We start from the raw sequence: 13,181 nt of genomic DNA on the forward strand, positions 1-13,181 counted from the left end.
AGATTAAGCTACAACAGAAATATTCAGCGGCCCATCCATTCATGATTTAACCCGGATTATGTAATAGAATTTCTCCGCCCTGACTGTCAGGGGTGAAGACTGTCCCGTGTTTACGGGAAGTGTTGCAATCGCAAGAAAATCAGACTGTTTGGAGATTTTAGCATAGCACCGCTATGGTGAAATTGAAAACAGCAACGAAATGGCTGATTTTGAAGCGATTTCAGCACGTAATAGAATGTCTATTGCATATTTCGGGTTTAATGTTTTATTCAGGAAGTGTTTGCAAGTACTTTCTTACCTGCCAAGCTTTCCATAACATTATCCCTATGAGTAATAGACATAGGGCTTCATTAAAAATAATATGGAAAGCAATTCGTTTGTTCCATTCTAAATTGGGCATATATAGAAGCAGGAAAGTAAGGATGCTTACAAGTTTTCCAAATACCCCTGCAGCCAACAAGTATATCCAGCTAATGGGGTAAAAGGCAGATAATAGCAAGGAAACGCCAGCAATGATACCAATCGAGCCATAAAAGCCCGTTGGCATGGAGTCCTCAAGGTAGGCTTGCATTGACAGCCAAGAAAACAATTGAGGGCCGAACCATTTGAAAAAAGCTGCCCAGGCAGCCGTATATATTCCACTTAGGAGCAATATGCCTCTATTGGACATAGTGAACATTGGAAATTCGGGTGTATCTGAGGGATTATTCATAGTCAAAGTTAAAAAGGAAACTTTTATAAAATCCAGCTTTTATAATTTTAATGTGAATAGGATCTAATTTTTGACGGTATTGGAAAAATACCTAAAGGACCAGAGCGTTTCACAAATTAAATTGATTGGTGCACTTGTGTCCTTAATGTTTTTTGGAATAAATGGCTCCAATGTTACTCGGAGGTTTTTAAAACGGTCCTTTTCGATTATAAGCGAGTAACGGGAGGTAAGCTTAAGTAACTCTTTTGGAAAAAACAGCCGTTGGTGGAGGTTTAAGGCAGTTGGAAGGCCAAATCTTTTTTTGCTAGCTGCATAAGTTTCCACGCCCATCTCGAAGGATTCGGGACCAATACTTAAACTAGATTGTGCTGTAAAGCGTGGATTAAAAGAATGGATTAACTGAATTTTATTTTTTTTAAAAACATAAAGGACTTTATTGTCGATGTGTTTTTTTAAAAACAATTGGTTTTGGGTTGCAAAAAAATGCCAAAGATTGTCAATTCTTTTTAATTCCATAATAATTCATTTAAGGGCAATTTCTTTGATTACCTAAAATCCGCCAATCACAATAAGTTAAAGCTAATAAATATCGAAAGCAATCACAATGGGTTTCGTAGATCGATTCCAAAGCCTGAATACAATTTTATTGTACTTGATGAGCCTTGGGTAATGATTTTACGCTTCATTTTGAAATCACTTATTTGCTGTGATTTTAAGGAAATCAATGAAGGTTGCGTTAAACGCCTCTTTTTGATTTTTATTTTGAAACAAGTTATTCCATTTATTGTTGCTGAAAACTTCCACAAATCCTTCTTCTTGTTGGAGCCATTGGATTATTTTTTTTGAAGCTTCCAGATGTATGTGTCGATCAGCAGTTCCTATGTTTAATGTCAAAGTCTCTTGATTTGGCAGTTTTCCATTCCTCAATTTTAAGCTTTCACTCTTTAGAAAAACACCTTGAGGTTTCATATAAAGAAAGGCTGTTTGTTTGTTTTTATTTAGTATTAAGTCCAATAGAAGGGTGTTTTGGGTGCTGTCTTTCTCAAAAGAAGAATGGGTATAGATTTCAATTTTGGCCTCAGTCAAGCGCTGCACCTGATAATCAATTCTTCTGAGGTTGTAGAAAAACAACAGGCCGGCATCTTTTATTTTGAAGGTAGGGTCTTCACCTGAATTATTCGCTCTATGCCCATTGAATAAAGAAAGGACAAGAACTAGTCCAAGGGATGTCAAACCGAAAATTTTCAAAAGCTTAAACATCTCCTTTTGGGAGGTGTCATTATTGGATGGGGAATTTGCCATGATTAGCGTATTAAACAAGTATAGCTGATATATAGTTTAAGTTATAAGGTACATTGACAATACTTTGGGTTAGATTCCGGCGATTTCGTTATTTATTGATTATCTTTGCCCTCTTAAATTGAAACAGATTGCTATTTTATGAGTAAGGAAGTACGCGTTAGATTTGCTCCATCACCTACAGGAGCTTTACATATAGGCGGTGTAAGGACTGCATTGTACAATTATCTTTTTGCCAAAAAAACTGGTGGAAAGTTTTTGTTAAGGATTGAAGATACAGACCAAAACAGGTATGTACCTGGCGCAGAAGAATACATCAAAAATTCCTTGGAATGGATTGGGATTGAACCTGATGAAAGTCCGTGGAATCCTGGTGAAGTAGGTCCCTATCGCCAATCAGAGAGGAAGGCAATGTACATGGAGTATGCCCAATATCTTTTGGATCAGGGACATGCCTATTATGCATTTGATACTTCGGATGAGCTTGATGAGATGAGAAAGCGCCTTACCGCGGCAAGAGTAGTTTCTCCTCAATACAATTCTATCACAAGAACGCAGATGAAAAATTCGCTAACTCTTCCAGCAGATGAGGTAAAAGCGAGGTTGGATTCAGGTGATCCTTATGTGATTAGAATCAAAATACCAAGAAAGGAAGAAGTTAGATTAAATGACATGGTGCGTGGATGGGTTATGGTTCATTCTAATTCCCTTGACGACAAAGTTTTGATGAAATCTGACGGTATGCCTACTTATCACCTGGCTAATATTGTAGATGATCATTTGATGGGCATTACTCATGTGATAAGAGGTGAAGAATGGTTGCCATCTGCTCCTCTTCATGTGTTGTTGTATAAGTTTTTGGGTTGGGAAGATAGCATGCCTCAATTTGCTCACTTGCCATTGTTGTTGAAGCCTGATGGCAACGGCAAATTGTCCAAGAGAGATGCTGATAAGCATGGTTTCCCAATATTCCCTTTAAACTGGACCAGTCCAGAGAACGGTGAGTTGGTAGATGGATTTAAGGAAGCAGGTTATTTGCCTGATGCTTTCTTGAATTTCTTAGCCTTTTTAGGTTGGAACCCTGGAGATCAACGTGAAATATTCAATATAGATGAATTGATTGAAGCATTTTCAATTGAAAGAATAGGTAAGTCAGGAACCAAATTTGACATCAATAAGGCAAAATGGTACAATGAACAATACCTGAAAAATAAAAGCAATACTGAGCTATCTGCCTATTTGCTTTCAGACCTGGACAAGGAAAATGTAAGCATTAGTACGGAAAAAGCAGAAAAGATTGTATCTCTAATGAAAGAGAGAGCTACTTTTCCTGGTGACTTATGGAAGGAAGGACGTTTTATGGTTTTTGCACCCAAAACGTTTGACCAACAAATCGTTGATAAGAAGTGGAATGAGAATGTAGTGATTGTTTTGACTGCTTTTGAAGAAAAACTAAACAAAATCACCACTGCACTTACAGCCGATATGGCAAGGACCATGTTGGGGGATACTGCTGAGGAGAAAGAAATTAAATTAGGAAAGATAATGCAGGCGGTACGTCTTGCCATTACAGGAGTAGGGGCAGGTCCGGATCTTATGCAGATTTTCGAAATATTAGGAAGAGAAGAATTAATCGAAAGAATTAATTTTGCGTTAAAGAATATAAACGCTACCTAATTTCAGGTAGTGTGTACTTTAAACCCTGGGAGCATGGCTAAGAATTCAAAAAAGAAAGATATTCCCAAAGTAAATGAGGAATTGGAAGGTTTTAAAATGAATATCAATTCATTTGGAGAGATTTCTAGCTCATTTTCTATTGACAAGATCAATGCATTTTTGAACAAGAATGTTGATGATAAGAAATTGCGAGACAGAGAGGACAGCAAGGAAGAGAAGAAAAAATAGGTGGATGCACCCTTTAATTAGTGCGAATAAGACCATTTGATGAGCCATGAAGTCTGTATGTTTTTTTCTGTTTTTTACTTTTTTCGCAATAGGGAATTTATTGGCCCAAACCAGTATTGGTTTAAAAGCAGGATTTACACAGTCTAGTGCAACATATAGGACATCCCTGGGTGCTTTTCCCAGGGATGTTACTGGTTTCAATGCGCCAAGCTATGGATTAGTTATTGAGCAATTTTTTGAAAAGAATGCGGGGGCTCAAATTGAGTTTCAACTTTTAACTACAGGCTATGCTGCTACGGATTCCGTTAATACAGGAAATGAAACAAGTTTCACGTATTTAAAAGTACCCGTCATTTCCAATTTTTATTTAGGGAACTCAGGAAGATTTCATATAAAAATCGGCCCTCATTTAGGCTATCTCCTAGATGTGAAAGATGTAAAAAGAGTTGTTGAAGGGGATTTGGTGATTCCTACCTATGGTCAGGCAGGGGATACTCCGAGGAAATTAATGTATGGAATTACTGCTGGAGTTGGCTTGAGCAAACTGTTTGGAAAAAGCACCCTTCAGGGAGAAGTTAGGTATTCCTATGAATTTGGAAACCCGGAAGCTCAGGACAGGATTTTTGACATCAACTTCACTCAATTGGAATTTTCCCTAGCGTATTTATTCAAGGTGCTGGACTGATTTGACCTTGTCATTTCCATCGGTTGTTGGGCAGAGGCAACAGTAATAATGATTTCTTGAAATATTTCTGCTTTTTTCCTTCTTATCTTTTCATGAGCAGCCTCTTCAGCTCTATTGTAACCTCCCATATGGTATCTTTGGTACCATGGCAATATGGAAATAGCAGCATCCCAGATAGAGTAATTGAACATGGTCTGCAAGGTCAGGTAGGCAAAGGATCCGTTGAGCACTAGTGAATTTATTCCATTTCTTACATCACCTGCATAAAACTGCCCCAGGCCTGGAATGATCATGCTCATTATACGCGCTTTTTTAGGATTGATTTTTTCTACCTTCGTTAATTTTGAAAATGATTCAATGATCGCTTTTTGTTTTGCATCCTCCGGCACGATGTTTAGAAAGCTAGCTTTTGATTCTTCGTATTCACCCAGGGCATAATGGATTACTCCTGAATAGAAGGATTTCTTGTTGGACAAAACAGGTGAAAGCTCTTCAGGTAGGTTGTATAACTCAACTTTTGCAAAAGGGAATGATTTTTCACGTACCAGACTTTCAATTTTCTTAAAAGTGAAATCGGTTTTGACAGAGTCGGTTGTGGCTGCAAAATAGGCCAGGTCATAATACCTAGAGGCAGTAGAAAAGTCTTCCAGGAGAAAGTAACATTTGGCGATATTGGGAAAAACTTTTTGTTGGAAGCCCTCATCTCCAAAAAACAGAACACGCTGAAATGCAGCAATGGCCTCCTTTGGTCTATTTAATTCCATTAGGTTCAGGCCGTAATCAAATGTTTGACTTACAGTTTGGGCCTGACTAATTACTGAAGTTATACAACTAAAGTTAAAAATTAGAATAAAATAAATGCTCGATTTTATTTTGATGGAATTCATCTTTTCTAAGATTAATCAATGTTGCAGACTTATGAGAACCAAAAATATTTCCTACATGGAAGCCTAAAGAAATTGAAGCAAAGATCCAGCCTCTAACGCTTTCTACCCCTTGCCTTTGAAAGGCTCTTTGGGCTTGCCAGGCTGTGGAACCAACGAAGAGTAGTGCGACCAAACCGTCTTTCCAGTCTCCTGTATAGATTTTTCCAGAACCCGGGACTATGGTTGACATAATAGCAGCAAGAGCTGGGCTTTTTCGTTTTTCCTCAAGGGCTTGTCTGGTAATGGTGATGTACTGTTCGGCAGATTGAAAGTTGCTTTCTGACAGATGGCTATAAGCTTCATAGGCAGGCTTCCATTCGTGTTTTAATGCATAGGATGTTCCAGAGTAAAAGTACCTTTCGGTTTCTTTTAAGTTGTTGTTGTTTTTTGCGAAAGTGTTGGCTTGGTTGTATTGCTTGTTCTTAAACCTTAAGGCCAAGTATTCAAAAGCCAGTTCACCGGGAATCTTATTTTCATCAGGGTATAGGTTCAACGCTCGGTTTATCCCTACTTCCCACATATCCGCCTCCCAATAAACAGCCAATAAGTCTTTTTCCAGTGAGACATTTCCTGGCTTCATAAAAACGAGTCTTTCATACTCGGGTATGGCCAGTTCAAACTGGTTGGTTTGTCTCAGGTAGCTTGCGAAAGCTGCTGAATTTTCAAAATCATATAAGTTTTGAGCATGTCCTGAAAGCGCAAAAAAAGGCAGTATCATCACTGCAAGCAAGTACTTCATTTCAATTCATCTACCATTAGGGTTCTGTCTTCTGTCCAGGTATATTTTTCAGGACTTAGACCATTGCACCTTGTAAGGCGGTCCATAGTATTCGCGGCCCCTAACAATACGCCATATTTCTTTACAGCTAAAAGCCCATACTCAGAACAGGAAGGATAAAAGACGCAATTTGAACCATCTTGTGAGGAGATGAAGTTTTTGTATACCTTAAACAGTCCTGAGAAAACAGTTTCAATTTCATTTTTATTTTCCTCAGCGGCCTTGTAATGCACCTCTTCTTTTTTTTCGGAAAGTAAGTCTTTGAAATCAAGGACTTCATTTTTGGATTGGGCGAAGGTTATTCCGGTTAAGCTACAAATCAGGAAGCTTGTAATCGTAAATAATTTCATTTCCTTTTTCGTTTATTACCACGTTTTTATAGGTAGTAACCTGGTAGTTTTGACCTTGATCGTGGTAGTTTATTTGAGTAATCTCTGTAGGGAATTCACAACCGGATACGTTGATATAGGCTTTATAAAACTGCTTGCTCAACAGGTCCTTATTGGGATTGTAAAATGCAATGGCTTGTAATTTTTTATCTAAATTAGACATGATTACTTTACCCATCAAGCTTTTAACTTTTTCATCTTTGGGTTCCCAAGTAGTCAGAATTTGTTCTTCTTGTTTTGTGACATCTATGATAGTGTACCCACTGTCTTTTAATCCGAAGTTCGCCAGTTGTCCTGACAAGGTGTAATGGAAAAAAGAGGAATTAGGAATGATAAATGATGAGGTTTTCCCCAATAATTTATTGGACTGAAACCGATATAATGTAGTGTCCTGAAGTACCCATGTTTCTGGCTCGGGAAAGGTGATGTCGTAAATAATTTTCTCTGCTGAAAGGTCATAATAAACCTTTCCCACAATTAATTTAGATGTTCCATCAGTGATTTTTTCCTTGATGGAAAAATCAGCACTAACCCTAAAAAACTGTTGCCCAAAAGAATTTTCAGGCAACAGTATAATTAGTGCTAGTACTAGTAAGCTTTTTATAAGTTTCCTCATTAAAACGGATAAGCAGAAAAAGCAAAGATGTAAGAAGCTGCAACTAAAAGAGCGTAAACGCCACCTAGGGCAACACAACCCCAAATTGCTTTTCTTGTTTGGTCTTTGTCTTCAGCATCAAAATGTACAATTGCTATACCAACAGGACCCAATACACATCCCCAAAGGAAAGAAGGTATACCTGCTACAGGGTGGTCACCTGCATTTACTGCAAAATTATTTAACATGTTGGCGTCAAGATTGACATCAAAGGCATTAGGGTTTGCCATTACCTCTTTAAGAGTAATTCCTTCATTGGAAAGAACATATTCTTCCAATTGATCAAGCTCTGAAAATTGAGCTTCAATAAGTGCTGAATTGAAGTCCAAAACATCAGGTTTGATCTCTTCTCCAAAGGAGATTCCTGTAATTAAAAATGGAACAATGAATGCGATAAGTTTTTTCATAGTATAGATTTATTAAAGTTTGGAGTATAAAGATATTAAAAAATGTTAAACAACGACGGTATTGAAGAAATATTAAAGTAGTTCATTTTGTGTACTTTAATTTTCTACTATTATAAACATAAAAATTTTAAATATTTTAAGTTCAATTTCACCTATTCCTCGTTAAAATAGTCTATCCACCTTTCATATAAAATTAAGGAGTTAACAATTAATTTATTTTAAGTACCTGCATCAATTTATTTTTACTTTTATTATGGGATTAAGGTTAGCTTGGTCAATATGTAATCCTATTTGATGGTTTTTTATTTAGCGGTATCGCGTATGTCCTTATGTTATAAGGTAAGGTGTTTAGTTTAAATATAGTGTGATCCAGTCTTGGTACTAACTAATAATGTAAAGTGGAATTAAGATATTTTGCGTATCCTGTTTTTGAGATGTGGAATTTAGAATGTACCACTTAATTTATTCAGTTTTTTAAAGCATGCTTAAATGGGCTAGTCTAGACTCAAATTGATTTAGGATTAAGTCATTTTTTTCTATCAAGCTTTTGCGAATTTATTTTTCAATCATTCACCGTCAATTTATTTTCTAGATATATTAAGTTTTTATTAATAAAATAATTTTTTCTTGAAATTTATCCAATTTCAAATTAGATGCTTTAATATTGTGTAACCTACTATTTTAATATTATGAGAAAACAACAAAAATACCATTTCCTACTATTTGCCTTGCTGACATTATTTGTGAGTAGCTGTAACCTTTCTGATATAATTGATGACGATGATGACAAGGATGACGATCCGGATTCTCAGGTAATGACAGCCAAAATTAATGGTGAGAGTTTCAGTGCTGTCGAAAATGAAGACACCTTTATTCAGTTGGATGAGGTGGAGGGAGATCTTGATTTGAATGGAGATGTTTATGAGTTAAGTATTTCAGCGCTTGATTTTGGTAGTACTCATTTAACTACCATTAATTTAGCCTTATACGGCGATAAATTTTCAGAATTAAAGGTTGGATCTAAATTTGATGAAGTGACTGAAGAGAATGTTACTAGTGGAAATCCATCAGGTGCAATAGGTGTAGTTTCAAAAGCTTCATTAGGCAATGGAGGTACAGAATATGGAGGATTGACTTTGCTTACAGGGTCTATTAGTGTTGAGATCACAAAGCTGGACAAGGAAAATGAGCTTGTCTCAGGCAAGTTTTCTTTTGTAGCTTATGATGATGATAATGATGCCAATATAAATGTTACCGACGGTGTGTTTACCAATGTAGAATATTAAGCACGTTTACTTAATTTTTCACAAAGGAAATGTTCCTTTGAAAGCCTTCCCATTTGGTTCTTTTTAAGGCTGATCGCTTAAATACTTTATTGAAAGTTTCTTTTGTCATTTCTTCCCATGCTATTTTTTCTAAATCAGCATGGGGAAGAAATGCTTCTTCTTGGTGTGGTTTAGAAAATCGGTTCCACGGACACACATCTTGGCATATATCACAGCCAAAAACCCAGTTTTTCATTTTTCCTTTAAAATCCTCTGGAATGGCATCCTTAAGTTCTATGGTCAGATAAGATATGCATTTGGACCCATCGATTACATTGTCCTGAAGGATGGCATCTGTTGGACAGGCATCTATGCATCGAGTGCATGTGCCACAATAATCCTTAGTAATAGGATTGTCATAGGCTAATGGCAAATCGATGATTAGTTCTGCCAGGAAAAAGAAACTTCCTGAAGTTTTGTTAAGCAATAGGCTATTTTTCCCTTTCCAGCCTAGCCCTGATTTTTGTGCCCACTGCCTTTCCATTACGGGTGCACTGTCTACAAAGACCCTACCGTTTACTTCGCCGATTTCTTCCTTTAAGCACTCTAAAAATACTTTTAGTTTGTCTTTTATCACAAAGTGATAGTCTTCACCATAAGCATACTTGGCGATTTTTAGGTCCTCGGCTGATTCGGGTAGTTTTTGCTGGGGGTAATAATTGTACATAAGGCTGACTACAGATTTAGCCCCCTCTACCAATTTCCGTGGATCCAACCTCTTGTCAAAATGGTTGGCCATATAGGCCATTTTGCCATGGTAATTATTGTTTAGCCATTCTTCTAGTTTTGGAGCATCCTCCTCCAGAAAAGTTGCTTCAGCAATACCGCAGTAATCAAAACCTAGTTTTGACGCTGTATTTTTGACAATTTGGGTATGCTTAGCGAGAATGTTCAAAGACTAATAATTTTGGCATTAACTTTCAAACAGGTTGCCAGACTGACCGCCTATATTTGGTTTAATTTTAAGATGCGTATAGGCCAGTTCTGTGGCAGTACGTCCTCTACTTGTCCTTTTGAGGTAGCCTTCTTTGATAAGGAAAGGCTCGTATACTTCTTCTATGGTTTCGGCCTCTTCTCCGCAAGCTGTAGCAATGGTGGAAATCCCCACAGGACCTCCTGCAAACTTATTTATTATGGTAAGTAAAATTCTGTTGTCCATTTCATCAAGTCCATTGCTATCTACTTCCAAGGCATTTAGAGCGATTTGAGCAATGTCAAAGGTAATACGTCCGTTGCCTTTGATTTCAGCAAAATCCCTGGTTCTACGTAAAAGGTTATTGGCAATCCTAGGTGTACCTCTGCTTCTTCTGGCAATTTCAAATGCGGCTTCATTGTCCAAGGGCGTGCCTAAAATGGCTGCAGATCTTTTGACGATAGTGCTGAGCAAATTCGCATCGTAATATTCAAGACGCGCATTGATGCCAAAGCGGGCTCGCAAAGGAGAGGTTAGAAGTCCTGACCTGGTAGTTGCCCCTACAAGTGTGAAAGGATTTAAATTTATTTGAACTGTACGGGCATTGGGTCCAGAATCCAGCATGATGTCTATTCGAAAATCTTCCATGGCCGAATACAGGTATTCTTCAACAATGGGATTCAGGCGGTGAATCTCATCGATAAACAATACGTCTCCTTCTTCCAGGTTGGTTAATAATCCTGCGAGATCAGAAGGTTTGTCTAAAACTGGGCCGGAAGTAATTTTTAAGGTTGATTCCAGTTCATTGGCTATAATATGACTTAAGGTGGTTTTACCCAAACCCGGAGGGCCATGAAGTAAGACATGATCCAATGATTCGTTTCTTTTCCTAGCAGCCATCACAAAAATTTTGATGTTTTCCACCGTCTTTTTTTGACCGGTGAAATCATCAAAACTTAATGGTCTTAGTGCTTTTTCTATTTCCTTATCTCCAGTGCTAAAGCTTTCCTGGTCACCTCGCAGATAATCTTCTCTCATATGTACCTTCTATGTCTTACAAATATAGAAAAATCATCGGAGCTTTACAGGTTTTGCTAGGTTTGCAATCTGTCAATAAGCGATGGAAATAGTTAAAAACAATGGGCAATTGAAAAAATAGAATTAACTTTGGGAAAATAAAAACTGGCGTTGTTTTATGCGAAAATCAGCCAAAAAAAATATCATTTACAGCATTTTGTTGCTGTTGGTGGTGTTTATGGTTTACCTATATAGACAGAATAAAGAAACTGTGGCTTCCCCGGCTTCAGATAACCCTAAAATGGTGTTTAGTGGGCAAACAATGGGGACTACCTATAGGGTAGTCTACTTAGATCCGGGAGGGCGAAATTTAAAGAAAGACATTGATTCAATTTTGGTTAATTTTAACCAAGCTCTTTCTACTTATATTTCAGATTCTGAATTAAGCAGATTGAATAAATACGATTCATTGGTTTATGAGTCAATGTATTTTTACCCTGTTTTAAAAGCCAGTAAAGAGGTGTTTACTGCCACAGGTGGTGCTTTTGATCCTACCATAGGCCCCTTGGTCAATGCATGGGGTTTTGGTCCCGGAGGACCTGCCTTGCAAGATAGTTTAGGAGTTAAACAATTGATGGAGCGTGTAGGCTTTGAAAAAATCTCCTTTGATGATAAAGAAGTAAAAAAATCCACTACGGACGTTTATCTTGATTTTAGTGCCATTGCAAAAGGGTATGGCGTAGATGTAATCGCTGAATTTTTGAAAGATAAAGGCATAGTCAACTACTTGGTAGAGATTGGTGGGGAGCTAAAAGGAAATGGTGTAAATGACAAAGGTGAACTGTGGAAAGTAGGAGTATCTCATCCTGATGAAGAAGGTTTGGCCAATGAAATCTACAGTATAGTAGCCCTTGAAAATAAAGGGCTGGCTACTTCAGGAAACTACCGCAACTTTTATATTAAAGACAGTGTAAAATACTCACATACCATCAGTCCATTTACTGGTTACCCGGTAGTGCATCGTTTGTTAAGTGCTACTGTTGTGGCAGATGATTGTATAACGGCTGATGCCTATGCAACCGCCTTTATGGTGTTGGGCATGGATCGCGCTAAGGAAATACAGCAATCTGTGGAAGGTTTAGAGATCTTTCTTATCTTTAATGATGATCAAGGTCAAATGCAATCTTATGTAAGTGATGGCCTTGCACCGTTTTTAACTTCTGTTAGTGCAGAAGAACCCAAATAACCCAACCTAAATATGTTGTCTGTACTTTTATTGTTTTTTGCTGCCTTGGGTGCAGGATTGGTCGCCATACTGGTGCCTGGATGGAACGAGAAAAGTTTTAAACTGGCATTGGTATTTGCAGGAGCTTACCTTTTTGCAATTACTATTCTTCATATTTTCCCTGAACTGTTTGCCAATAAAGAATCGGCCTATTTTATGGGGCTTTATATTTTAATTGGGTTTTTATTGCAGCAGGTTTTAGACTTTATGTCTTCGGGGATTGAGCATGGACATATTCATGACCATAAAGGACATGGTGGTGGAAACACCGTATGGACCTTGATGATAGGTTTGTTTTTGCATGCTTTTTTGGAAGGTACCTTGCTTTCAAAACAACCTATGCTGACTGGGCATCATCATGGAAGTGAAACTCTTTTGATGGGAATGATAATGCATAAGATGCCTGAAGCCTTTGCCCTAGCAGCTGTATTACTGTCTCGTTTAGATAAGCTAAAGACCATTCTGTTGTTGGTTTTATTTGCGCTTGCCTCTCCCTTGGGAATGCTCTCCACTGATTTTCTTTTTGATCGCTCATTGATAGGAAGGGAGACATTGGATATTTTATTTGGCTTGGTTGCAGGAGGGTTTTTACATATATCTACCATTATTGTTTTTGAAAGTTCCCCGCAACATCGTTTTCAATTGCATAAATTATTAATAATACTTTTGGCATCAGTCTTGGCCATTTTGACTGAGTTTATTGTTTAACCCGAAATAGGCAATAGACAATCTATTACGTGCTGAAATCGCTTCAAAATCAGCCAATTCGTTGCTGTTTTCAATTTCACCATAGCGGTGCTATGCTAAAATCTCCAAACAGCCTGATTTTCTTGCGATTGCAACACTTCCCGTAAACACGGGACAGGCTTCACCCCTGACATTGTC

The 13,181-nt window shown here is 37.7% G+C and carries 16 protein-coding genes; 6 read left to right on the plus strand and 10 right to left on the minus strand.

The features are described from left to right. Window positions 1–265: 265 nt before the first annotated feature. The 3 genes from AC13EX_RS10685 to AC13EX_RS10695 all read right to left on the minus strand — a co-directional run bounded on the left by AC13EX_RS10685 (window position 266) and on the right by AC13EX_RS10695 (window position 2,014). Window positions 266–712 carry a hypothetical protein gene (locus tag AC13EX_RS10685; RefSeq protein WP_048641789.1) on the minus strand — a complete coding sequence of 149 codons (447 nt, stop codon included), beginning with the start codon at window positions 710–712 and terminating at the stop codon, window positions 266–268. Between the two features lie 63 nt (window positions 713–775). Further along, window positions 776–1,228, minus strand: coding sequence for a phage portal protein (locus AC13EX_RS10690; RefSeq protein WP_048641790.1), 453 nt, complete (start codon window positions 1,226–1,228; stop codon window positions 776–778). Between the two features lie 177 nt (window positions 1,229–1,405). Beyond that, window positions 1,406–2,014, minus strand: coding sequence for a hypothetical protein (locus tag AC13EX_RS10695; protein WP_048641791.1), 609 nt, complete (start codon window positions 2,012–2,014; stop codon window positions 1,406–1,408). 138 nt (window positions 2,015–2,152) lie between these two features. On the opposite strand from AC13EX_RS10695, the gene gltX reads away from it, so the two are divergent. From gltX to AC13EX_RS10710, 3 genes are read left to right on the plus strand one after another with little or no spacing between them, the layout of a single operon-like run. Beyond that, window positions 2,153–3,688, plus strand: coding sequence for a glutamate--tRNA ligase (gene gltX, locus AC13EX_RS10700; RefSeq protein WP_048641792.1), 1,536 nt, complete (start codon window positions 2,153–2,155; stop codon window positions 3,686–3,688). A gap of 33 nt (window positions 3,689–3,721) precedes the next feature. Then, complete coding sequence (locus AC13EX_RS10705) at window positions 3,722–3,916, plus strand: hypothetical protein (protein WP_048641793.1); 195 nt, start codon at window positions 3,722–3,724, stop codon at window positions 3,914–3,916. Window positions 3,917–3,962: 46 nt separating this feature from the next. After that, a complete protein-coding gene (locus tag AC13EX_RS10710) occupies window positions 3,963–4,601 on the plus strand; it encodes a porin family protein (protein ID WP_482892674.1) in 639 nt (212 codons plus the stop codon). Here AC13EX_RS10710 and AC13EX_RS10715 read toward each other — a convergent pair. The 5 genes from AC13EX_RS10715 to AC13EX_RS10735 form a co-directional block, all read right to left on the minus strand. Further along, complete coding sequence (locus AC13EX_RS10715; RefSeq protein WP_339717867.1) at window positions 4,556–5,365, minus strand: hypothetical protein; 810 nt, start codon at window positions 5,363–5,365, stop codon at window positions 4,556–4,558. The genes AC13EX_RS10710 and AC13EX_RS10715 overlap by 46 nt on opposite strands. Before the next feature lie 73 nt (window positions 5,366–5,438). After that, entirely contained in the window at window positions 5,439–6,266 is an 828-nt protein-coding gene (locus AC13EX_RS10720) for a tetratricopeptide repeat protein (RefSeq protein ID WP_339717868.1), read from the minus strand. After that, on the minus strand, window positions 6,263–6,655 hold the full coding sequence (yidD, locus tag AC13EX_RS10725; protein WP_048641797.1) for a membrane protein insertion efficiency factor YidD: 393 nt from the start codon (window positions 6,653–6,655) through the stop codon (window positions 6,263–6,265). Before yidD ends, AC13EX_RS10720 begins: the two co-directional genes overlap by 4 nt. Next, window positions 6,618–7,310, minus strand: a complete 693-nt coding sequence (locus AC13EX_RS10730; protein ID WP_482892675.1) for a hypothetical protein — start codon at window positions 7,308–7,310, stop codon at window positions 6,618–6,620. The genes yidD and AC13EX_RS10730 overlap by 38 nt, the downstream gene beginning before the upstream one ends. Further along, window positions 7,310–7,756: a hypothetical protein gene (locus AC13EX_RS10735; protein WP_048641799.1), complete on the minus strand. Its 447-nt coding sequence runs from the start codon at window positions 7,754–7,756 to the stop codon at window positions 7,310–7,312. The genes AC13EX_RS10730 and AC13EX_RS10735 overlap by 1 nt, the downstream gene beginning before the upstream one ends. A 689-nt stretch (window positions 7,757–8,445) precedes the next feature. Here AC13EX_RS10735 and AC13EX_RS10740 point away from each other — a divergent pair. Further along, window positions 8,446–9,042 (plus strand): DUF6252 domain-containing protein, encoded by a 597-nt coding sequence (locus AC13EX_RS10740; protein ID WP_048641800.1) that lies wholly within the window; start codon window positions 8,446–8,448, stop codon window positions 9,040–9,042. A gap of 10 nt (window positions 9,043–9,052) precedes the next feature. On the opposite strand, the gene queG is transcribed toward AC13EX_RS10740, so the two are convergent. Both queG and ruvB read right to left on the minus strand, forming a co-directional pair. After that, window positions 9,053–9,976, minus strand: coding sequence for a tRNA epoxyqueuosine(34) reductase QueG (gene queG / locus AC13EX_RS10745; protein ID WP_048641801.1), 924 nt, complete (start codon window positions 9,974–9,976; stop codon window positions 9,053–9,055). An 18-nt stretch (window positions 9,977–9,994) separates the two neighbouring features. Continuing rightward, window positions 9,995–11,032 carry a Holliday junction branch migration DNA helicase RuvB gene (gene ruvB / locus AC13EX_RS10750; RefSeq protein WP_482892676.1) on the minus strand — a complete coding sequence of 346 codons (1,038 nt, stop codon included), beginning with the start codon at window positions 11,030–11,032 and terminating at the stop codon, window positions 9,995–9,997. A 157-nt stretch (window positions 11,033–11,189) separates the two neighbouring features. Here ruvB and AC13EX_RS10755 point away from each other — a divergent pair, with 157 nt between their 5' ends. Both AC13EX_RS10755 and AC13EX_RS10760 read left to right on the plus strand, forming a co-directional pair. Next, window positions 11,190–12,257, plus strand: coding sequence for an FAD:protein FMN transferase (locus AC13EX_RS10755; RefSeq protein WP_048641803.1), 1,068 nt, complete (start codon window positions 11,190–11,192; stop codon window positions 12,255–12,257). Window positions 12,258–12,269: 12 nt separating this feature from the next. Beyond that, a complete protein-coding gene (locus tag AC13EX_RS10760) occupies window positions 12,270–13,004 on the plus strand; it encodes a ZIP family metal transporter (RefSeq protein ID WP_048641804.1) in 735 nt (244 codons plus the stop codon). Window positions 13,005–13,181 lie beyond the last annotated feature (177 nt).

It is taken from the genome of Cyclobacterium sp. L-R (assembly GCF_056859355.1).